The following is a 23,216-nucleotide window of genomic DNA, read 5'->3' as shown; positions in this document are numbered from 1 at the left end:
GAGTCGTTCTCGCTGTTCTAAACTAAGTGGTACAGAAACAATTCTAGGCATGTGTGAACATCTGTTAACTAAAAAAACCTTTTCGCATCATTAGTTATTTTTGTCAACTTACGGCTTACAGTCAATTATTTGATCGAAATGGTGAGGATACTTCTAAAATTGATCGAGTAAATTATGAAATTGACAAAATTTCAGATCAATACGCAAATTTGTTTAATGAACTGAATGATAATGATGAAACGAAAGTCAAAGAATACGAAAGAAAAATTAATGAGTTAGTTGCATACTATGACGATTTATTTATTTCCGATGATCCTGATAATAAAAGTAAAAATGAGCAGATGAATTTTCAATTATCGAGGATTCAAAATTTTTATGACAAAATATATGGTAATGAAGAAAAAAATATTACGGCTTTAAGTAAAGATTTAGATAGCCGATTAGAAAACTTAAAAAAAGTAGAAGAAAGAGCAAAATCAGTCATTGGCTTGTCTAGTGAAGCAGGGCTTGCAGGGGGCTTTGTTGTAAAGGGGAAAGAAGCTAAAGAAGGACAAAAAATTAGCATTATTGTATTTGTTATCGTTGTATTAGCAATTTTTGGATTTAATTTTTATTTGTTTGATAAATCAGATTTTTTAAACATGAAATGGGATACTTTTTTATTCAAATTATTGATCAACGCACCTTTGATTTGGATAGCAACAATTGCAAATATAAATTTGAATCGTTTTTCTAAATTAGAGCAAGAATATTCTCATAAAGAAGCATTGGCTAAATCTTATGAACGGTACAAAACAGAAATTCAAGAACTTGAACAGTTAGGAGTTACTGGTTCTGAAGAGCTTAAATTGAAACTTTTAGAAATCAATCTTGAAGCATTTAAAGTTAATCCTGCTGAACATTCTGATAAAGCTAAGCCTGATTTCTCAATATGGGATTTGGTTCAGAAGAAAAAAGATGAGAAACCTAGTGATAGTAATTGAAGATAAGGTACATGTTTCTCAAGGTATCCGATTTTTTAATTCGCAGATTCAAATCCCAAGTGCAACACATTTGTAGTTAGTTGAAAAAGTTAGGTGTATTCATAGAATCATTAGACTTTTTCAACTCGCAATTGGAAAGCACACAATGAAGAAATATACCCAACTTTCTCAAGATGAAAGATACGAAATTTATGCTACTTTGAAAAGTAAAAGTTCAATCGCTACCCTTGCTCGGGAGTTAGGACGTTCACGATCAACCATCTACCGTGAATTAAAAAGAAATACTGGGCAACGTGGATATAGAGCTCAACAGGCAGCTAAATTTGCAAGTCAAAGACAGTACCGTCCTTCATCACCCATGACAGCGTTTGCCTTCGCTTATATTGATTACTTGATTGGTTTGGACTGGTCACCCGAATAAATTTCAGGTGCTTTAACACAACGCGGTTGGCTGGATGTACCTTCACATGAGTGGATTTACCAGTACATTTATCAAGATAAATCAAAAGGCGGTAAACTTCATCTACACTTAAGGCATCAGAAGAAATATCGAAAACGGGGTTACAAAAACACGGATCGTAGGGGTCAAATCATTGATAAAACAAGTATTCACTGCCGAGACCAGGTCATTGATCAACGACAACGTTTAGGAGATTTCGAAGGTGACACGGTGATTGGTAAACATCATAAAGGTGCTTTATTGACTCTCGTTGATCGAAAGAGCCTGTATGTACATATTGTTCATTTAGGGCCAACAAGAGCGTCCTCTCAAACGATTACTTGTGCATTAGATCGTTTACAAATGAGCCATGCTTATAGTGTGACATTTGATAATGGCAAAGAATTTTCCGAACACAAAAGAATTACTGATGCTGGCATAGAGACGTATTTTGCGGATCCTTACAAGTCTATTCAGCGAGCTAGAAATGAAAATACGAATGGTTTAATCCGTCAATATCTGCCAAAATCATCATCGTTTGATGGCGTGTCAAACGAACAAATAGAGCAGATAGAATTTGCACTCAACCATCGTCCTAGAAAAACACTAGGTTGGTATACACCGAGTGAAGTTATGGCTGGTTTTTATACTGTTGCACTTGCCGCTTGAATCCGCCATTTAAATAGATTTTTGATTTACACCTTTTGATAGTTCTTCCACATGTTTAGAGTACCGATCAGTCAAATATGCCGATTAATATGCTGAAAAAACAGGAGAAGAACCCGAAATTATTGAGTATATGTCTGGGCCTCCAAGTGTGAGAGTTACTGGAAAAGTCTACCATCCATTCCTATTCGTGCTTTATTAGTCATTTTCATTCCAAGTAGACCATTAATATGTAAAATTATATAGCCAATTTTGCCGATACCTAACGATTCATACTCACACCACGCTCAGAAAAATATTGCTTCAGTTAAATATTACTTTTATTAAGTAATTTTCGTAGAGAGCTTGTATTAGGGAAGCCTGTTAAATGACCTGCATATTCAATTTTATACCCATTCTCGATTAATGATTTAGCTTCTTCTAATCTGATCAAATTAATGTATTTATGTATAGTAATCCCAGTAAAAGTTTTAAATGATCGCTGTAAGTGTCTTAAGGATATATTATGATCTTCGGCAAGTTGTGATTGATTAATATTCTGGGTGTAGTTCTTAGAAATATAATCTTGGACTTTATGAATTAAAGGACTAATATGATTTCGATATTGAATATGAGTAGAATGCTGAGAATCATTCGACATTCTACGTCTATACACAACTAAATCACGCGCTACTTGCAGTGATAGATTTAAATTAAAACATTTTTCAAGTAAGTATAAAATTAAGTCAATTCCCGCTGTAACACCAGCGGTAGTAAAAATATTTTTATCTTGGACAAAAATTTGATCGGGAACTACCTGTAGTTGTGGGTATTTCTTTTGAAGTATATTCGTAAGAGAATGATGTGTAGTACATTTTTTTTGGTCTAGAAGACCAGACTGAGCAATTAGAAAACAGCCTGTACAGATACCAATTAAAGTAATATTGGGATTATAAATTGAATTAAGCCATTTGGCACTTAAAATGCTTTCAGGATCTTTAAATATCTCATCTTTATACTGACTAGCAGTAACTATAACTATTGAATTATCTTCAATTACCGTTGGTGGAGGATCGATGTTAATAACTTTTAAATTCTGAGCTGAATTAATTTTATCGATGAAACCGATATAATGTATTTCAAAGTTTGCTCCTAATAAAATAGCTTCTTGTAGGGCTTGGGCAGGCCCAGCTAAATCAAGTAGATGAAAGTTTTTATTTAATAAGAAATATATATTTCTACTATCACCCATCTCGCTGGACCTGTATTATCTAAAAATCAAAAATATTTTTTCATATTACGGATAATTTAAATGTATTACAAATTAGTTTTAAAAAATTTTACTATATTATCTACTGCTATTTTAGTAGCTTGAGGATTGAATACTATTGGTACATTTCCTCCCTTTCCTTGAAAAGCATAAGGATCGTAAAATGTAGATGATTCTTGACGGTTGTCGAAACCATGAGTTGCATTATTTAGCTGAATTAAATTGACCTTACTCGAATCCACTTTATTAAGTGTATGAGTGAGTTTTGAACAATCATCTGGTTTATCATAAAGATCTTTATTACCTGATATAATCAAAGTGTTAATATTATTTCTCAAATTTTTAAAATTATATCCCGGTACTTTATTGTAAGCCCAGCAAACTGGGTAGTTAGCAACCATCGCTTTTAACTCGGGTGGGGCATTATAGCTAGTATCACTTAATAACATAGATAATACGCCGCCCCATGAGAAACCTATTAATCCAATTTTTTGACTATTAACTTTTTCATTAGTTTTTAAATATTCAATTGATGCTAAAATATCTGGAATAGTTTCATTTACATGCTGTGGACGCGATAAACCTCCTTTCAGATTTCTTGCACTCCACATATCAATTTCAAGTGTAGCAAATCCACTTTTATTAAGATTTTCAGCATAAAGTTTTCCTCGCTCATCAACCCCACCAGATCCATGAGCAATAATAACGACTGGCGGAGTTGTAACATTACTAGGAATGGTTAATTTAGCAGGTAATATATTTTGTGATTTTGAACTTTGAATAGCGATATATGAATATTTTACGGGGTTATCGTAAACTTTAAAATTATCACCGTACGCATTCATATTAAAAAGCACTAGCACTGATAAAACAATTTTACTTTTTTTCATTTTTACTTTCACATAACTTGAGTTAAAAGAAGATGTTTTTGCATTTTGACAGCTTGATTTATGGCTTGATCAAGATCATTAATTAGGTCAACTTCGTTTTCCAGTCCTATACAAAGACGAATAAGATTTTGGCTAATCCCCACTTTCATACGCTCTTCTTCTGAATATTTACAGTGAGTAGTAGAGGACGGGTGTGTGACCATCGAGCGACTGCCACCAATATTTGTACAGTTTGTAATAAGTTTTAAGTTATCTATGACTTTCCATGCTGTATTCATGTCACCATTAATCTCGAATGAAATGATTGGTGTATGACCGGTTTGTTGCTTTTTAACAATTTCACTATTGGTATGAGTACTGCTAAAAGTAGAATAAATTTTATTTACATAGGGGTGATTTGAGAGCCACTCATAAACCTTATGAGTGATTCGTTGATGAGTAAGCATCCGGCTCTCTAACGTATCAATACTTGATGAAAGCAACCAAGCATTAAAAGGGCTTAAACAGGTACCTGTATGGCGCAAATAAACCCTAAGTTGGTCAATATGACTCTGTTCACCAGCTATAACACCACCCACGCATCTTCCTTGGCCATCAAAGAATTTTCCAGCGCTATGAAGAGACAGTGTTGCCCCAAAAGCTAATGGCTTTTGGAATATTGGCGTGAGTAAAGTATTATCAACAATAAAGATAATATTTTTTTCTTTAGCTATTTTACTTACTTTTGCAATATCAATAATTTGTAAAATTGGGTTAGTTGGCGACTCAACAAAAATCATTTTGGTATTTTGTTTAATATGGTTCGATATTCTTAAATCTTCAGAAACTTCAAAGGTGGAAACTTCCACACCAAACTTAATAAGAAAATTTTTAAATAGGCTAGTTGTTGTTCCGAAAATACCATCTGCAACTAGAATATGGTCGCCATTCTTAAGAAAACAAATAGCTAGAGCTAGATAAGCTGACATACCTGAAGAAAATGCTAACGCATCATCGGCACCTTCTAGAAGAGCTACTTTATTTTCAAAAAGACGTACAGATGGATTAGTAAAGCGGCTATAAATATTGCCTTGTGTGCGGTTATTGAAGCGTTCACTTGCATCAAAAGCTGTATCAAAGTCATATGCTGCAGTCATAGCAATAGGATCGCTATGACAATCATCTAAACTTTCTCGGTTAGCATGAAGCATAGAAGTAAGGTGATTAAGAGTCATTACTTATTTCCTTTAGAATTAGGGGCTTATTTGTAGAATGTTTGAAAAAAAGGAATAAACTTGCGAATATGGAAGTGAGTGAAATCAGGCTAAGCATTAGTAGGTAGAGAGTATAATTATTATTAAAGTCATAAATTATTCCGCCTGACCATACCGAGATGAATACAAAAATTTGATGAAATAAAAATAGATATCCAAATATTTGACCTTTAATTTGTGCTCCATACCATTTGAGGCAAAGCAAAGAACTAATAATCACCGTACCCATATAGGTAAGACCAAAAATAAAAGCAAAGGTTAAGAAGGATAGGTCATTATTAAAAATTGAAATATAGATAAAAAGTAAACAACGAACTAGATATAATGCTGCAAGGGTCAAATAAAGATTTGCATAACGTATTATTATTGCAATGAAAATTGAACCGATGATTTCTGCAATACCTAGAGTACTTAATGCTGTAGCAATTAAAGTTGTGTTAGAGTCAAATAAGAAAAAAGTTTTATTCTCCTTAATAAGTGGTAGTAAATGGACATCAATAAAGGCCATTGCCATACCACATCCCCCAAATGAAAGGGTAAGAAATAAAAAATTAAAAGATGTCAATTCCTTTAGAACTTTAGGTTTACTTTGTAAGCTTTCTTTCTTCTTAGCAGGGATTATGACTTTTTTATTAAGTAATAACCCACATGGCAAAATGACAATTAAAAATAGAAGAAATACAATGAAATTTGAATATTGCCAGCTTAGGAATGTTGAAAAATAAACCCATAATGGTGATAAGACAATAAAACCTATTGCTGTACCATTGGATAATATAGCGAAAGCCATTCCTTTATTTTCATCTTTAAATATACTGTCAACAAGTATGGCAAATGGAATAAATGTCATCGCAGTTATAGCGTATGCAGCAAGAAAACCTAAAGATAAAAAAAGAATATATTGTGATTGATTAATCGAAATTAATCCAAAGAGCACGATTGCTACTACAATACCGGATAAAATTGTTTTCAACGGACCATATTTGTCACAAATATAGCCAGTTATCGGTGAGAATATACCTACAAATAATCCAAAGATAGCACCCAGCAATGATAACTGGGCACGTGACATTTGGTAAATATCTAATAAATCTACGAAATATACTTGATATAATCCCTTAATGGATGAAGCCATTAAAGTGATCATTAATCCTAGAATTACAATACTAGATTTATTATTTAAATCTAAAACTGATTTAAGCATTTTCGGCTACTTTAATTTGAGAATTACTATCTAATTTATCAAGTCCATAGTATTCATAAATGCCTTGATACATTTGATAGAATAGTTTGCAAGTATGATCAATTGCTTCAATAGCTTCTTCTTGAAGCTTTGCATTTGTGCAATAATCAACCAGTAGAGATAGGCCTTGTTTTACGTGACCAACATCTTCTTTTTGGTGAACAGAGAAGAAATAGAGATCTTCATCTTTAAGGTTATATGTTTTACCTAAGATATTATGTCTTGCTTCTTCTCCAATTTTTTCAAGGTTTTGACCTTCACTAGCCACCATAACTGCTGCAGCGCCAATATGATAAAGCTCTGGATTTCTACAAGCATTCAAACGATAATCGATGAGTTCTTGCGTATTTTTTAATGCTGTTGCTGATTCACGTTCTTCATCAGATATACCGATTGCCTTAATAAAGTCCTGCATTAAATAAACGTGATTTTTGGTTTTTGATAAAAAGCCAGTTTGCTCCTCATACATATTATGTAATAGATGAATTTTATGCTTTTGAATAGGACAGTAGAAAAATAGGTTTTCGATATATTCTAAAAAAAACTTTGTTAATTGGTATCCTTGTAAACTGGTAAACTTTAAGAGATCTAGATTTGGTTTATTTTCATTCATAATATGATTGAAAAGCGGGTGGCCTAAAGTAAGGTTCTTATTTAAGGTTTCACGCATTTTTAAACGGAATTCTTTTGGGGCTAACATTTCAATCTCACTTCAATTAAGTTTAGGTTGGGTTAATTCGAATAATTCACGGCTCGATTGAGCCATATAAATTCCTTTAAATTTTTCTTTATTTAATCTACTGTAATCCTCTAAAATTCCATAAACTCTAAAACCACACTTCAGCCAAATTTTATGGGCAGGGCTATTTTCTCTGACATCTAAAGTTAGTAATTCAATATCTTTACAAAGACAATAAGATGCAATTTGATTTAAGGTTGTTTTTAAAAGAGATGAACCTCTATAATTAGGATCAATAATCCCTTTTTGCAAATCAGCAATATGCTTTGTAGTATTCTGGAGGGAGGTTTTAATCTGGCAGGTAGAAATGATTTTTTCTTCATCATTTCGGTCTATACCAACTACAATAACTAAAGTTTTATTTTTTAAATTCTGTCGTAAAGCTTCTAAGTAAGCTTCAATTTGGTTATTTTTCTCAAAATTTTCATCAAATCCTAAAATTGATTCATCTTCTATACTTTTACTTAAAAGACTAATCAGACGACTTTCATAAAGTTTAAACTTTTCTATATCTTCTATAAAATCAAAAGAATACATGTGATTTTCCGTGAGTTTCTTACCTTTAAATTTTAAATTTTATTTTTTATTTTTTAGTCAAAAAAAAGACATACTTTGCATTGAAAAAAGACATTTAAACATCTTTTGATTGTTAATTGACCTAGAGTGACATTTAAATGAGCTAGTCATTGCATGTTCGAGAAAGAACATCAAATGACATATGAGTTGTCATTACACAATTTTTGAATGCATTTTTAGTAATATAATTATTGAATGAAGACGCCAACACCTAGAATCTATCGCACAGCTAATTGCTCTTCGTATAACTGAATAGCCACCAAAATTCTAGACACACATAACCATCTTTTGATGGGCCTTTTCATAATCTAATGGAGAACGCTGACCATTGGAACCATGTCTGCGTTTTGAGTTATAGAACATCTCTATATATTCAAAGATATCCGACCTTGCTTCAGTTCTTGTCACATAGATTTTCTTCTTGATCCTCTCTCGCTTTAACAGCTGAAAGAAGCTCTCAGCAACAGCATTATCATGGCAGTTTCCACGCCGGCTCATACTACTTTCAAGGTTGTGATGCTTGAGAAATGTCTGCCATTCATGACTGGTGTATTGGCTACCTTGATCAGAATGAATCAGGACTTTGTTCTTTGGGCTTCTTCGCCACAAAGCCATCAGTAGAGCATCTAAAACCAGATCTGTTGTGATTCTCGACTTCATAGACCAGCCAACGACTAGCCGTGAGAATAGGTCGATTACTACTGCAAGATACAGCCATCCTTCATGAGTGCGAATATAAGTGATGTCAGTCACCCACAACTGGTTGGGCTGGGTGGGGTTAAACTGTCTGTCTAAAGTATTTCGAGCCACAATCGATGGAGTACTAACATTAGCTCTAGGTTTGCGATAGCCACGCTGTGACTTGAGACCATTCGCCTTCATGAGTCGATGTACTCGATTGATACCGCAACTTTCGCCAACGTCTTTCAAATCACAATGAATCTTGCGATAACCGTAGACTCCGCCAGATTCCAACCAGAACTGTTTAATTAATCCTGAAAGCTGTTGCCGCTTCCTCGCAGTTATACTGGTAGGTTTCTTTAACCAGGCGTAATAACCACTGTGATGAACATCTAACGTTGAACATAAACGACGAACAGACCATATATGTTGGTTGTCCCGAATAAAGGCGTACCTCATTTGGACTGGCTTGCGAAGTACACCGCGGCCTTTTTTAATATGTCCCTTTCTTCAGTGACCCTTTGCAGCTCTTTTTTTAATTTCGCTAATTCTGTAGTTGGATCACTAGATTCTGTTGTCTTGGGCTGCTGTGGATCATAACGTTTGATCCAAGCATACAGACTATGTGTAGTGGTTCCTAAACGTGTAGCAACTTCAGCCACACTATGACCTTTCTCAGTGACTTGTTTTACTGCTTCAATTTTGAATTCTTCAGGGTATCGTTTACTGCTCATAAGCACCTCGTTAATTAGCCATTTTATCTAACTAAAAGGTGTCTACAAAATCGGTGGCTATTCACTATTCAAGGTGTGTCTAGAATTTTGGTGGCTATTCAGCATATTATTAGTCAATTTCCCCTTTTTCTACTCTTGATGCAGCATTTTTGACATCATTTTGAAACGCTTCAACAAGCTCAATAAAGTCACTTGTGGCTTCATTAATATCAATTAGTTTACCCTTGAGTTGGCTCGCCAATGTGTTAGCTCTAACCAATATATCTTCAGTAACATTAACTAACGATGCTCTATCATATACTTCTTGATAGCCGTTAATATCAGCAAATACTAGATCAATGTATGTATTTAATGAACTGGTATGAGTGTGACCTGACCATTGCTGTAGCTCTAACTTAAACTTTTCAGTATGTAGTAGGTGCTTACGAAAATCATCTGCATTATTGATATTGTTGTGCTGCAAAATGATTCTTTTTAAGGTGTTGGTGATGAATGCATGACGGAACAAATGGGGATGGAAACTCTCTTTGATTCCACATGCTATTTTCCATTCATTCATTCGTCTACGTGTTGATTCTGCTGATAAAGGCTCACCATTATTTAGGTTCACAAAAAGGTAACCGTGATCGTTAGCTACCCCAATAGTTCTTTTGATAATCTTACGTCTAATCTTGCGAATGTATTGAATAATAGTGCTTAAAAATGCTTGCGGTACCGGGATAAAGCGTTCATGATTGTTACGTTTTAATGTTGTGACTCTCAATAATGGTGCGTCACCTTGCATTAAAGCATTATCAATATCTTTCACCGTAGCCATGTGAACTTCAGAGTTACGTGCACCTGTAGTTTCCAAAAATGAATAGAGAGCAACATCACGAATACGTTTTTCTCGATTAGGTTGGTCGTTGATATACTCCCAGACCTTCATTGCTGACTCTTCCGACACAGGATGTCTGCGTTTCAGAGGTGTATCACTAGGAAAGGAGTTATGAGTTGGGCTTTCGACGTTGAATAGTTTATTACCCTCAGTCTTTTGACTTGTCTTTTTAATTTTAATTCTAATCGTGCAGCCTTTATCTTGACCAATAAAATGGTCTAAATGATAAAAATCCTGAATATACATTAGGAAATGTATGCACTGAGTACCTATTTGTCGCACTTGTTTTCCAGTGCGTTTTAGGTTGCCCAAGCTATCACGCTGTACTATTAAACCTTTAATAAAAAGAGAAAAATACGAATCAGTTAATTGAGTGAAGATTATATTATTATTATAGCAAAAGTTAATTAGATGAATAATTTGGTTCGCATACGTGCGTAATGTGCCACCTCCAACACGTGTAGACTTACCTTCTTCTAACTTTGATAGTAAGTAATGGTTTGTTTCAAAACATGGTATACCATTGTCATATGTTACATATGGGATTGTTTGTGGCTTTGTTAAGTTGAGCTTTTTTTCAATATTTGAATAATAGCTGAAACCAATATAATCTTTGATTATTGCAACAGGCATCATTTACTTCCTAAGGTAAATGACAATTTGTGCTGTAATTTATTATTAAGATCTTGATAGAGAGCTTGACGCTTTTCATTTGTCATGTTGCCTGAGTTAGCCATTCTCGCTAATTCCAAGGACATTTCACCAATAATAGTAGTTAAACCCATGATAGTACGCTTGCTCATATCTAGCTCTATTTCGGCATTTTTTAAGCGTTCTTTGAAATATGCTTTTGTATTGTGATTAGGGTCTGAATCTTTAACTATCTCTTTCTCAAGTGCTGCCTTTGCGTTTTGACGTAATTCATCCAGTTCAATAAAACCACGTGGCAAGCAGTATTCTGCAGCACTTTTCAAAGTATTGAGCGTACAAGGTGTAATAGCACATTTTTCACTAGAAAATGCAGCCAATTTGCGTTGACTGCATAATGCACTTTGGATTTCAGGTAAATTATATTTTTCTGGCTCATTGATAATCTTGATAAGTAATATCTTTGTATTAGTTACCTTATCTTGGTTTTTCTGTAGAATTTTCACTAGCATATTTCTCTAACTTCTAAGATCATTCGGTAATCTTGTACAGTAATACCTCCTCGTTCAATTGTAAAAAACTCAGGTTCCAGGCGGATAACATCATCGTGTAGTAACTTGTAGATAGTGTTTTCAATAGCGTTAAGATCAGCAGCACTAATATGTGATGGCTTAGTTTCAAAATCTTCATCATCAATATAATCACGAATAGCATCTGAGATACGTTCTAGCTCGATATTGGCTTGTTCAACGTCATAGTATTTGCTAATTGCTTTACGCAATACATCAATGGTTTCAAGCTGCCCATTTTGTACTTCACTAACTAAGTGTGCTGCTTTAATACCATTTAATACAGCACCATTATTTGACTCTGTGATGTAATGGTATAGATGCTCGGACGAACTATGTCCAAGCATCCACCGTATTGCGTCAAGACCATCATAACCATTTGTCCAGAAAAACATCATTGCAAAAAATCGTCGCAATTGGTGATTTGAAAAATATAATTTTTTCGGTATACCATTTTCATTTATAAAAGGCGTTTCAAAATAGTCACAAATATATGTATAAGGGGAAGTCGTTATTAAATCAGTAAATTTTAAATTTTTTTCTGCGCCTCCTAATAAATTGAATAAACGCGGTAAATCAATACCGAGTTGTATAATTTTCTTATTAAATGATTCAACTTTCCACATTAATCTAGCTATAGAGCGAATTATAGGTCTTTGTGTAATTGCTTTGGTTCCATTATCACCACCAACCCCTGTTTTCATTACAATGCTTTGAATAGAAAAATGAGTATTATAATCTGTATCATCTGGGTTTATATCTGGGACCAGGTTTGATTGTGGATTTAAACTATTGATTTCATTCGATCTTTTTGCGGAAAATACAGAAAATAAAAATTGAATACTTGTTATTAATATATTATATCTATTAATTAATGTATTGCTATGAAGAGAGGCTTTCTTGATATCAATATTAATATTAGATCCTATGTATGCTCCACAAACTAATCTTTCAGGATATAGGCGATTCACAAGATTAGTAAAATTTTTACGTGAATATCTGTTAAGAGGAAGTGTTATATTTTTTTTTCCTACTTGAAATTCGAATACATCAACTACAGATTCAAGAATTTCATCAATATTTTTAAATGAAAATTCAAATGTATCACGCATTAAGTCGAGCATAGGCATCACTGGCAGTGTTTTAAAGCGTCCACTTTCCGCAATGTCAACCAATCTTGCAACAGTGTTAAAATTTAATTTACTGAATGCAGTATGATCTAGCTGCATTCGTTCTTGATTTGCAGAGAATGATAACTGCTTTAGTGATTTTATTAATTTCATCAAGTTTAAAGCACCGACTTCGTCATCATTCTTAATATTTGAAATTTTAAGTGTGCTTTGTGATGGATGATAAAGTCCAAAGAATCGATCTATGGGGTGATAATCTCTATGCACCATAAATTTAATGAAGCTATTTGATTTAATTGGTAAAATTTTTTTATTACTATTGAAAATAAACTTTTTGAATTTACTATAATCGAAAACATTACTCTTAGTGACAAATTTCTCAATAATAAAGTTATTAGCCTTATTGTATTCATCGGTAGTAAAGTTAAATATATTCAAAAGACATTTTTTATTTTCTGTAGCTTCATACGCAGATGATGCCTTGATAAGTTCATTGCGAGTATGCTCTTCAAATCGTAAGTATATCGGAGCTCCATATGTATCAACTGTTGACATTGATACTAAAATATCAAGAAGAAATTCTGTACTGATAAGGGATAGATGCATTTTACTTAGATTGATTGCTCTAGCGTTAAATATAATGCACTCAATAAGCCTCAGAACACGATACAAGTTATTTCTAGATGTTGCTAAGTTAGATAGCCTTCCAGCATTGAGTGCTGGATTATCAATATTAAGTACCCAACGTTTAAAAGTATTTAACAACTTGCTATGTTGTGGCTCAATTAAGAAAGTTCCATCATCTAATTGTATTTTATTCCATGGAACAACTGTTGATGAGCTTTGAGGAAAGTTTTTGCTTTTAGGAAATTCAATTTCCCAGTTATCATTTTCAAAAGCAGACTTTAACCATATAGGTTTATATTCAATACTAATAAACGACTGTGTATATAAATTTGTCATATTAGCCATAGTTTGAAGGTCATTTACAGCAATCGCTTGTTTTAATATTTTTTTTAGCTCATCAGTTTGTATATTAATTAGTGGATTTTCTAGGCTTGAGTAAACGAGTTTTAAATTTTGGTTGAATGCTGTACTCATGCAAAAATTCCTTGTCTTACTTTTTCAATATCAAGCGGTTGTTTTAATGCTTTTTTATAAAAATCAATAGTAGAATCAACATTAACAATGCGTTTCGACTTATCTTTGCATTCGTACTGAGACAATACGAAAACGGCTGTCATGTACCAATACTTAACATTGTCAGGTATGGTGTCATTGTATTCTTCCACAACAGTACGTATAGCAATTAGCATTTGCAGAAGAGATGGACTAATCATGAAAACTAGAGCATCTAGCTTTTGCTTAACCTGTTCTTCTTCCTCTTTAGTTTTGGTATTTTCAATGTCCATCATGTGCGCAGGAAAGTCACGCATCTTATGATTTTCAAGAAATTGTTCAAGATATTTTATATCAAAATCGAGCGCTTCATTGAGTAAATCAGAGTTTTTCATAGCTTCAAACATTAATGCATTTTGAAAAATTCGAACCCAACGATTATTAAAGAAATTTAATAATGCTTGTGGTAAGTATGCCTCTATCACTTCAATATTAACTTGCTTATGACCAAGCTTTTTACTCACCTCTTGAATCGAACGAGTTTCAAGATATGTGTATATTCCCTTCTTTTTCCTGATATTTCTCAAGCTAAAGACAGACATCAACGCATTTATTTCATCTTCACTGAGGTATGGTTGTCCATTCTCATTATATTGAACCTTTGAGAATGCTCTTTTAAGATCTGAAAATCCAAGGGTCTCAGTATTACTAAGTATAATTCCAGATAGTTTTTTCGTGACATTAACAGTGTTAATAGATGCGTATAAATGCATATAACGCCAGTTATTATCACCCATAGCTTTCAAGCAATTGCGCTCAAAAGAGGTCATTTCAATTAGTGTCTCAACAAGATATTTTGAACGCTGTGTTAGTACTACATCTTGCTGTGCCTGGGTTGCTCCTTTACGTTTTTTAAAAGATGAAATTATCCAATGTTTGCCAACTTGCTTAAAACCTATCATGTCTTCATTTTTGTCATATAACTCCCATGTTTCTAACCAACTAGGGGTTATAGAAGGGTGTTCTAAAATAAGCAGTGCATATACGGCAACAATAAAATTTTTATTTACACGGCATAATTCACGAAATACTTTCGCTTTATTTGATATGCCTAGTATGTAGTCAGAAAACTTTCTTTTGTCTAAAACATTACCATTTATGTCAACTACTGAATTGAAGCATTGATTGATTCCGTAATGTTTTAGTGTTGCTAGGGTGTTTGCTAGATACCCTAATCCGCTATTAATACTGTCGTTTTCAGTCATACGAACACCTGGCGGTCGTACTTTGATTTTACCCTTAAAAGATTCTACCTTTTTGTAATTAAAGATATATGAGTCAACATATTTATCAAGGGCTTGTTTTATGTGATTGAATTCATTCTCTAACCGTACTTGTAATTTAGTAATAACTTCTTCGTCTTTAATATAGAGAGGAATACCACCATAAAATTGCTCTTGTTCTTCCTTTGTGAATGAGCCCCCCGATGGAAGTGTCTTATTATCCTCTTTGGGTTTTTTAAACTTGGGAATAACAAATGGGTATAGTGGTTCTTCAAATACTCCTTCCTCAATAAAGCAACTCATATATTGCGCTATCATTCTCGACCAATCTTTGATAGCTGCATGAGCTTCACCACCATTTGCTATTCGTCTAGCAAAAAAACGATGGTAAATATTGAGCATGAAATAATATGAATTGCCATGATTAAGGTGATATTTTAGCTCCTCAATATTATCAACAACTAATATAAACTCGTTAAACAACATTATAATTTGATCTAATGATGAACGTAGAGTTGAGTCTATTTTTTTTAGAGCATATCTCTCTATATAACTATGTATTTCTAAAGCGAATTCTTTACCATAAGTATCATATATTTTCTGTAGCTGATATCGCCTACTGATACCATCTTGAGAGATTACAGTCCACCCGTTGTAGTACTCCTTTCGATCTAAGTCTATTGCGTGTGATTTGTAAGCCTCAATATATTTACTAATTTGATCTCGATCAGATGTTAGTAAGTTATCTGTATTTAATTTGATTCCATTAGTACTGATAAACTTAGTGATAGCCCTCACATGTAACCATATAATGTGGTGTTGGCTATGTTGAGGGAGATCTGAATACTCGGTATATACAAATCCAGAAAAAAGCTTTAATTGCTCATAAGCTAGCTTTTCGCTATTTAGAATATCAATACCTGTGTATGGGCGATTACTACCCATGCCTGTTATATCAATGAAAACTGCATAGCTATTCATATGGGGCGTTTTATTTTGTGATACTGCCGGTAATGAATTGTGCAGCTTGATCATGAATTTCTCGTTCAGAATTGTACCTAGTCTGGGGTATCCTTTCAAAAATCTGCTGTCCAAAGTGCTCTCCTCAACAAAAAAACTTTTGAATTGACATGTGTCAATAAATAAATTGATGTAAAATATATAACTATTATTTTTAAAGTAATGAGTTAGCTTATATTGACATTATAGCTCAACGCACGAAAAAAAAAGGTGGGGTAGGCAAGTCGAGTATTACTGTCAATCTGGCAGCGATCAGTGCACATCAGGGTTTAAAAACCTTATTGATTGACCTGGATCCGCAGGCCAACTCTAGCCAGTATGTGCTGGGTGATGATGCGACGTATTCTAGTAACAAGCCGGCACTCGAACCGAATATCGAAAACTATTTTGAAGATGTACTCGGTAATCAGCAAAGCAAGGGCTTGCTTGGTAATGCGATTGGCTCGATTTTAAAAAGTCGTAGCAAAGGTCTGGAAAGCTATGTGCATCAATCTTCTTTTAAACATCTCGATGTCATTCCGGCTAGCCCGACACTGGGTGCATTGGCCTATGCACTGGAGTCCAAGCACAAGATCTACAAGTTACGAGATGCCTTACAACAACTGTCAGGATATTATGATCGGGTGTTTATTGATACACCGCCTGCATTCAATTTCTTTACCCTCTCTGCTCTCATTGCGGCGAACCGTGTGCTGATTCCCTTCGACTGTGACGTGTTTTCTAAACGCGCCCTGCAGACCCTGATTGAAAATGTGATTGAAACTCAGGATGACCATAATGAAGGGCTGGAAATTGAAGGTATTGTCGTCAACCAGTTTCAGGCACAGGCTAAGTTACCGCGTGAAGTGGTACAACAGCTCAAAGATGAAGGGTTGCCGGTCCTCGACAGTATGTTGCCACCGTCGATCTTGATGAAAGAATCTCATCAGAAAAATCAGCCTTTGATTCATTTGGCTACTGATCATAAATTGACTCAGGCCTATCAATCGTTGTTCAATGAGATAGAGCAGAATTAAGATCGAGTTAGCTATGAAACTTGTGAAAATAAGCCTGAGTATTGCTGCACTTGCATTACTGAGTGCCTGTGCAACGCCGGTAAAACCGACTTATGTGTCGCCAACCCTGTATCAGACTTTGGGTTGTTCGCAACTACAGGGTGAATATAACCGTATTCAGCAGTATATCGACAATGGCGTTGAGCCACCGAAACGTACAGGCGTCGGTGTGGGCGTTGGTCTTGGCGGTGGCTGGGGCAGTCGCGGTGGCTGGGGTATTGGCCCGAGTGTTTCAGTCAATATGGGACAGTCATCCGATACCAAAAGAACCGAACTGGCACGGCTTTTAGGCGAGCAGGAAGCGATTGTACAGGCCGCGCGTTATAAGAACTGTCCGATCATCGTTCGGCAGGCGACGCCTAAATAAATCATTCAACATTAAACGGATGAATGCTGACTTCGGGTCGGCATTTTTTTATTGCTTTCACCAAGAATAGGGCGGTTTACATTAAGATAAAACTCACGGGAAATTGACCAGACTGTATATAAATCTGAAATTTATAAGCTTGTTATCACACTCTCATATTGATTAAGCTACAACCTTGGCCCGGAAAAGTTCATTGCGATGATTGAAAATTGGTTATTTGTTTTAGGACTCATTGCTGTACTGATGGTTCCAGGGCCCGCCAATGCCTTGGTGGCTAGTTCTGCTCATCAGCAGGGGCAGGCCAAAACCAGTCTCTATCTTCCTGCCATTTTGCTCGGCTATTTTTATGCCATTAATGTATGGGCCTTGGTGATTCATCTGGCGTCACCGATCTGGCCAAATTTTAAAGGCTTGGTCTATGTGCTGAGTACCATCTGTGTGGGCTGGATGACCTTGCATTTATATAAGGCCCAGCAGTTAGAACGCTACAGCAAGAACCATCCGCAGATTCGCCCCTGGCAAATGTTTACAACTACCCTAAAAAATCCTAAAGCAGCATTGTTGGCCTCTGGAATTTTACCGATGGAAACCTGGCAAAGCCCGACCAACTTCGTTCTGGTTTTTGCTGCCTTTAGCTTGAGTACCGTTCCGGTCGGGATATTCTGGATGGTCTTTGGTCAGGCCATATTGACCAGTCCATCTGAAAAAATAAAAGCCGGCCTCATTTATAAAGGCGCGGCTCTATTTGTCCTGCTTTGTCTCATCCCACTCTTGATCAAGCTCTGGGATTAAACGCACAGGCTGTAAAAGAATCTTAATGTAAAAAGTTCTTAAGCTGTTTTACTTTTTTTGAGCTTTTGTTGAATAAAGCCAATCACACCTGGCAATACACTTAAAATAATGATGCCAAAAATTAGATAGGTGAAGTTGTCTTTGACGATCGGCATATTGCCAAACATATAGCCCAAAATGACAAATGAGCTAATCCAGGCAAATGCACCTACTACATTATAGGTCAGGAAATATTTGTAATTCATGCTGCCAGCACCGGCGACAAAGGGTGCGAAAGTACGGGCAAAAGGAACAAAACGCGCAAAAATAATGGTTTTACCACCATGTCTGGCAAAGAATTGCTGGGTCGCCAATAAGTGTTTTTTATTGATGAAGCGCGATTCAATCTCGAAAACCCGAGGTCCAATATATTTGCCAATATGATAATTCAGGGTATCGCCCAATACTGCCGCAACAAACAAGAGCGGAATCAGCACCCAAGGATCCATCGCACCAGTAGAGGCTGCCAGTGCACCTGCTGCAAATAGCAAGCTGTCACCGGGCAGGAACGGCATCACCACCAGACCTGTTTCTACAAAGATAATTAGGAAAAGAATGGCATAAATCCAGATCCCGTAATTGGTGATAAATTCAAGCAAGTGATCATCAACATGCAAGATAAAATCAATCAGTTCCATGAGCCCAGTACAAGCAAAAGTGTGGTCAAATCCTAACAGCCCGGGGCATGAAAGTCAGTACCAGAAAGTAAAATAATTAACGCTCCATCCATCTTCAATTGAGCAAAAATTTCTCTTACATATTATCTTCAGATTTTTATAAAAACATGCTTAGTTGGATTAAATCTTGAGCTTAAAAATATAAAAATGACAGACCAAACAAGGCATCCGAAGGGACGCTTTGTTGTGCTAGAAATATAATGCAATCAACTAAATGTATACCTAATGCGAATTGTGTGCTTAATGCGCTGAAAAATGTTAGAATACGGCGCTTATCTTTCGTTTGCCTTTCATAGTTGTTCGTCATGACTACCAATACTCAAATTACTGAAGATCGTATCCTGATTCTGGATTTCGGTTCTCAATATAGTCAGCTCATCGCACGTCGTGTCCGTGAAGCTGGTGTATATTCTGAAATGTATGCCTATGATATGTCTGAAGAAGACATTCGTGCATTTAATCCAAACGGTATCATCTTGTCTGGTGGACCTGAGAGTGTTCACCTTGAGGGCAGCCCGCGTGCGCCGCAAGTGGTATTTGAGCTGGGTGTGCCGGTATTGGGTATTTGTTATGGCCTGCAAACCATGTGCGAACAGCTTGGCGGTAAAGTTGAGCCAGGTACTGTGCATGAGTTTGGCTATGCAGAAGTAGATATTGTCGTACGTGACAAGCTGATCGGTAATTTACAGGACCGTGAAAACCAGCTGCATGTCTGGATGAGCCATGGTGACAAGGTTGCCCGTATTCCAGAAGGCTTCCAGATCACTGCACAAACGCCTAGCTGTCCAATTGCTATGGTTTCTGACGAAACTCGCCGTTTCTATGGTATTCAGTTCCATCCTGAAGTGACACATACGTCTAAAGGCGCAGAATTACTGTCGAACTTCGTTCATCAAATTTGTGGTTGTCGCGGTCTGTGGACGCCAGAACACATTATTGATCTACGTGTAGAACAGCTTCGCCAACAGATTGGTGATGAAAAAGTATTACTGGGTCTTTCTGGTGGTGTGGATTCATCTGTAGTGGCAGCGCTGTTGCATAAAGCGATCGGTGATCAGCTGACCTGTGTATTTGTAGACAACGGTTTGCTTCGTTTGAACGAAGGCGATCAAGTGATGCAAATGTTTGCTGACAACATGGGTATCCGTGTTATTCGTGCTGCTGCTGAAGAGCGTTTCTTGACTGCGCTTGCGGGTGAAGTTGATCCTGAAGCAAAACGTAAAATTATTGGCCGTGAATTTATTGCTGTCTTCGCTGAAGAAGCACGTAAATTAGATGGCGTAAAATTCCTTGCACAAGGTACGATTTATCCAGACGTAATTGAATCTGCTGCAAGCAAGCAGGGCAAGGCACATGTGATTAAATCACACCATAATGTGGGTGGTTTACCAGCAGATCTAGCGTTTGAACTGGTTGAACCATTACGTGACTTATTTAAAGATGAAGTACGTAAATTGGGTACGACTTTAGGCTTGCCACACAGCATGATCTACCGTCATCCATTCCCGGGCCCAGGTCTTGGTGTGCGTATCCTGGGTGAAGTGAAAAAAGAATATGCAGACATTTTACGTCTTGCGGATGACATTTTCATGCAGGAACTGCGTGCCAGCGGCTGGTATGACAAGACTGCTCAAGCATTTGCAGTATTCCAGCCAGTAAAATCGGTGGGTGTAGTCGGTGATGGCCGTCGTTATGCATGGGTGATTGCACTGCGTGCGGTAGAAACCGTGGACTTTATGACGGCTCGTTTCGCGCATCTTCCTTATGATTTAGTCGATAAGATCTCGACCCGTATCATGAATGAAATTGCTGAAGTTTCTCGTGTTGTGTATGACGTATCGTCTAAACCACCAGCAACAATTGAATGGGAGTAATTTAGGGGTTTCGGACAGCACTGCTGTCCGCCTAAATTACGCCAAGCGCTATGCGCGTGGCAGTATCTGGTTTATCAGATATAACCTAATAAAAAAGAGCGCTTCGGCGCTCTTTTTTTGATTTATACTGAATAAAAATAAACCTTTAAAAGCTAAAAAATGCCTTTACCTACTTATGATCAATTAATGCTGCCTTTAATGAAATTATTATCAGAATTAAATGAGCCAATAAAAATTTCGGATGCTGCGAATATCCTAGCTGAACGTTCCAATTTACACGAAGAGGATTTAAATAAAATTCTTCCGAGCGGGAAAAATATATTTAAAGATAGAGTGGCATGGGCAAAGACCTACTTAGTTAAGGCGGGCTTAGTTCAACAACCGAAGAGAGCATATTGTGAGATTAGTAGCTTGGGTAGACAGGTTGATTTAAAAAGTTTAGATGCTATAACAAATGAATATTTAGCACAGTTCAACGGATTTTCAGATTTTAAATTAGGAAAGAAAAATAAAGATGAGTTTGGGATCGGGAATCTACAAGTTATTGAAAGCCTAAATAGTTACCAAGAAACTCAGACTCCAGAAGAAACAATCCAGAACACAACGGAATTATTAAAATCTGATTTGAAAAGTGATTTGCTTCAGATGGTAAAAGATAAATCTCCTTCATTTTTTGAAAGACTGGTTGTCGATCTTCTGGTGGCAATGGGCTACGGCGGTTCACATCAAGATGCAGCTCAAGCGATTGGTAAAACCAACGATGGTGGAATTGATGGTGTAATTAGTGAAGATCGATTAGGGCTAGATAAAATTTACATCCAAGCGAAACGTTGGAAAGATACTGTTGGTCGTCCCGACATTCAACAGTTTAAAGGTGCTTTGGCCGATCAAGTTGCTAAGAAGGGTGTATTCATTACTACGTCAAGTTTCAGTAAAGAGGCCATTGAGTCGGCAAGAAAATCCGGTATTGTTTTAATTGATGGCGATAAGCTGACGTCTTTAATGATTGAATTTGGTTTAGGTGTACAAATAGAACGTAGTTTTCATATCTATAAAATCGACCAAGATCGTTTTGATGAAGATAATTTTTAACGGGTAATTTAAGCTGGTTTAACCTGCCAGTTTTGCAGCTCCCCAGCTAAACTTTGCTCCAGATCTGGATCATAAGCTTCAACCCGATTCCGTCCATTGGCTTTAGCCTGATATAAGGCAATATCGGCTTGCTTAATTAGGGTCATCAAATCCGTTTCACAGCTTTCCAGAATGGCAGCACCAATCGAAATACTAAAACTGAAACGATGTTGGCTGTCTAGATCGATCACAATATTTTCAATTTTATGCCTTAAACGCTCGGCAACTTTTAGCGCTTCATCCAGAGAAGTTTCGGGTAAAAATGCAATAAATTCCTCGCCTCCATAGCGTGCCAAAATATCATGCTGCCGCATTTCGCTGTGTGTATTTAGGGCAATCGTCTGTAAGACCTGATCTCCGATATCATGACCATAACGATCATTAATCTGCTTAAAATGATCGACATCAAAGACCAGTAAACTCATAGGCACCGGTTGATCAAAATTCTGTTGTACCAGTTGTTGCGCGAGATATTCAAAACAGCGACGGTTATTCAGGCCAGTGAGTGAGTCGGTATGAGCCATATTTTCAAAGGCCTGCCGATTATATTCATTCAGGGTATGCTGCAAAAATACCATGCGTGATTTTAAGGTCGAGCTCCAGCTAATATATAGACTGAAGGTCAATACTGGCAGATAAATCAGGGAAAATAAAAACATCTGGTACAGGTCAGACCGAGTATTGAAATATACACCGATGTAAATCATCAGGGTAATCAGACTTGAAGTAATCAAAGACGGCCAGAACCGGATCTGCACACATAAATTGGCCAGTACAATAAAGACTAAGGAGGCATATTGATAAATGAGGGTATAAGCACTTTCAGACTGATTCAGATTAAAAAACCAGATGGCACTTGCACCAATAATCGAGGTAGGCAAGAGCAGATCAAAGACAGGCAGATTGCGGTAAGAGTGATACATCCAGATCGTGATCAGTACGATCAGGATGGTATAGCTGATTTTGGTCAAAATGAGTAACTTGAGAATATCATGCAGCACCAGAATATCGGCGAGGGTATAAGAGGCATATGCCAGCTGTGCGAATAAATTGACCTGTAATAAGTATTTTGGTGGTGTATCAAAAAGTATGCTAAAAAAAAGCAGGTTGAATTTTGATAAAATAGAGAAATGCAAATAACTCTAGAAATCAAATGTCCAACCTGCCTCAGTGACAGTATAA

Annotated in this window: 19 protein-coding genes and 2 pseudogenes; 7 read left to right on the top strand and 14 right to left on the bottom strand. The window is 36.2% G+C overall.

The window, feature by feature from the left end; translation table 11 throughout:
• The first annotated feature begins 209 nt into the window (after nt 1–209).
• Nucleotides 210–983, top strand: coding sequence for a hypothetical protein (locus WFH18_RS12545; RefSeq protein WP_336754965.1), 774 nt, complete (start codon nt 210–212; stop codon nt 981–983).
• 145 nt (nt 984–1,128) lie between these two features.
• A pseudogene (locus WFH18_RS12540) lies at nt 1,129–2,091 on the top strand (IS30 family transposase).
• Nucleotides 2,092–2,100: 9 nt separating this feature from the next.
• On the opposite strand, the pseudogene WFH18_RS18540 reads toward WFH18_RS12540, so the two are convergent.
• The 12 genes and pseudogenes from WFH18_RS18540 to WFH18_RS12485 form a co-directional block, all read right to left on the bottom strand.
• Nucleotides 2,101–2,175 (bottom strand): annotated as a pseudogene (locus tag WFH18_RS18540) (arsenical resistance protein ArsH); the annotation flags it as partial.
• 220 nt (nt 2,176–2,395) lie between these two features.
• Nucleotides 2,396–3,319 carry a GlxA family transcriptional regulator gene (locus WFH18_RS12535; RefSeq protein ID WP_005265429.1) on the bottom strand — a complete coding sequence of 308 codons (924 nt, stop codon included), beginning with the start codon at nt 3,317–3,319 and terminating at the stop codon, nt 2,396–2,398.
• 65 nt (nt 3,320–3,384) lie between these two features.
• Nucleotides 3,385–4,227 (bottom strand): dienelactone hydrolase family protein, encoded by an 843-nt coding sequence (locus WFH18_RS12530; RefSeq protein WP_005265430.1) that lies wholly within the window; start codon nt 4,225–4,227, stop codon nt 3,385–3,387.
• 8 nt (nt 4,228–4,235) lie between these two features.
• Complete coding sequence (locus tag WFH18_RS12525) at nt 4,236–5,441, bottom strand: trans-sulfuration enzyme family protein (RefSeq protein WP_005265432.1); 1,206 nt, start codon at nt 5,439–5,441, stop codon at nt 4,236–4,238.
• A complete protein-coding gene (locus WFH18_RS12520; RefSeq protein WP_005265433.1) occupies nt 5,431–6,684 on the bottom strand; it encodes an MFS transporter in 1,254 nt (417 codons plus the stop codon). The genes WFH18_RS12525 and WFH18_RS12520 overlap by 11 nt, the downstream gene beginning before the upstream one ends.
• On the bottom strand, nt 6,677–7,423 hold the full coding sequence (locus WFH18_RS12515) for a TenA family transcriptional regulator (RefSeq protein ID WP_005265434.1): 747 nt from the start codon (nt 7,421–7,423) through the stop codon (nt 6,677–6,679). Before WFH18_RS12515 ends, WFH18_RS12520 begins: the two co-directional genes overlap by 8 nt.
• A 12-nt stretch (nt 7,424–7,435) precedes the next feature.
• Nucleotides 7,436–7,999 carry a GNAT family N-acetyltransferase gene (locus WFH18_RS12510; protein ID WP_005265435.1) on the bottom strand — a complete coding sequence of 188 codons (564 nt, stop codon included), beginning with the start codon at nt 7,997–7,999 and terminating at the stop codon, nt 7,436–7,438.
• A 306-nt stretch (nt 8,000–8,305) separates the two neighbouring features.
• A protein-coding gene (locus WFH18_RS12505; protein ID WP_100358110.1) for an IS3 family transposase occupies nt 8,306–9,453 on the bottom strand; the annotation gives its coding sequence in 2 pieces (ribosomal slippage) (nt 8,306–9,207 and nt 9,207–9,453; 1,149 coding nt in all).
• A 109-nt stretch (nt 9,454–9,562) separates the two neighbouring features.
• On the bottom strand, nt 9,563–10,966 hold the full coding sequence (locus WFH18_RS12500; RefSeq protein ID WP_005265436.1) for a tyrosine-type recombinase/integrase: 1,404 nt from the start codon (nt 10,964–10,966) through the stop codon (nt 9,563–9,565).
• On the bottom strand, nt 10,963–11,490 hold the full coding sequence (locus WFH18_RS12495) for a hypothetical protein (RefSeq protein ID WP_005265438.1): 528 nt from the start codon (nt 11,488–11,490) through the stop codon (nt 10,963–10,965). Before WFH18_RS12495 ends, WFH18_RS12500 begins: the two co-directional genes overlap by 4 nt.
• Nucleotides 11,484–13,778, bottom strand: coding sequence for a hypothetical protein (locus WFH18_RS12490; protein ID WP_005265439.1), 2,295 nt, complete (start codon nt 13,776–13,778; stop codon nt 11,484–11,486). The genes WFH18_RS12495 and WFH18_RS12490 overlap by 7 nt, the downstream gene beginning before the upstream one ends.
• On the bottom strand, nt 13,775–16,114 hold the full coding sequence (locus WFH18_RS12485) for a hypothetical protein (RefSeq protein ID WP_005265440.1): 2,340 nt from the start codon (nt 16,112–16,114) through the stop codon (nt 13,775–13,777). Before WFH18_RS12485 ends, WFH18_RS12490 begins: the two co-directional genes overlap by 4 nt.
• Nucleotides 16,115–16,281: 167 nt before the next feature.
• On the opposite strand from WFH18_RS12485, the gene WFH18_RS12480 reads away from it, so the two are divergent.
• The 3 genes from WFH18_RS12480 to WFH18_RS12470 all read left to right on the top strand — a co-directional run bounded on the left by WFH18_RS12480 (nt 16,282) and on the right by WFH18_RS12470 (nt 18,313).
• Complete coding sequence (locus WFH18_RS12480; protein ID WP_034618746.1) at nt 16,282–17,115, top strand: ParA family protein; 834 nt, start codon at nt 16,282–16,284, stop codon at nt 17,113–17,115.
• A gap of 13 nt (nt 17,116–17,128) precedes the next feature.
• Nucleotides 17,129–17,521, top strand: coding sequence for a hypothetical protein (locus WFH18_RS12475; protein WP_005105109.1), 393 nt, complete (start codon nt 17,129–17,131; stop codon nt 17,519–17,521).
• A 198-nt stretch (nt 17,522–17,719) separates the two neighbouring features.
• A complete protein-coding gene (locus tag WFH18_RS12470; protein WP_004732653.1) occupies nt 17,720–18,313 on the top strand; it encodes a hypothetical protein in 594 nt (197 codons plus the stop codon).
• 38 nt (nt 18,314–18,351) lie between these two features.
• On the opposite strand, the gene WFH18_RS12465 is transcribed toward WFH18_RS12470, so the two are convergent.
• Nucleotides 18,352–18,990: a DedA family protein gene (locus WFH18_RS12465; protein WP_004644839.1), complete on the bottom strand. Its 639-nt coding sequence runs from the start codon at nt 18,988–18,990 to the stop codon at nt 18,352–18,354.
• 344 nt (nt 18,991–19,334) lie between these two features.
• On the opposite strand from WFH18_RS12465, the gene guaA reads away from it, so the two are divergent.
• Both guaA and WFH18_RS12455 read left to right on the top strand, forming a co-directional pair.
• On the top strand, nt 19,335–20,903 hold the full coding sequence (gene guaA / locus WFH18_RS12460; protein ID WP_071851253.1) for a glutamine-hydrolyzing GMP synthase: 1,569 nt from the start codon (nt 19,335–19,337) through the stop codon (nt 20,901–20,903).
• Between the two features lie 159 nt (nt 20,904–21,062).
• Nucleotides 21,063–21,995: a restriction endonuclease gene (locus tag WFH18_RS12455; RefSeq protein WP_004280964.1), complete on the top strand. Its 933-nt coding sequence runs from the start codon at nt 21,063–21,065 to the stop codon at nt 21,993–21,995.
• Between the two features lie 8 nt (nt 21,996–22,003).
• On the opposite strand, the gene WFH18_RS12450 is transcribed toward WFH18_RS12455, so the two are convergent.
• A complete protein-coding gene (locus WFH18_RS12450; RefSeq protein WP_323126790.1) occupies nt 22,004–23,158 on the bottom strand; it encodes a GGDEF domain-containing protein in 1,155 nt (384 codons plus the stop codon).
• Between the last annotated feature and the right edge of the window lie 58 nt (nt 23,159–23,216).

The sequence above is a fragment of the Acinetobacter sp. USHLN143 genome, from assembly GCF_037145695.1.
GTDB classification, from domain to species: Bacteria; Pseudomonadota; Gammaproteobacteria; order Pseudomonadales; family Moraxellaceae; genus Acinetobacter; species Acinetobacter fasciculus.
The sequence above is the reverse complement of the archived record's forward strand: the minus strand, read 5'-3'. Positions and strand labels throughout refer to the sequence as shown.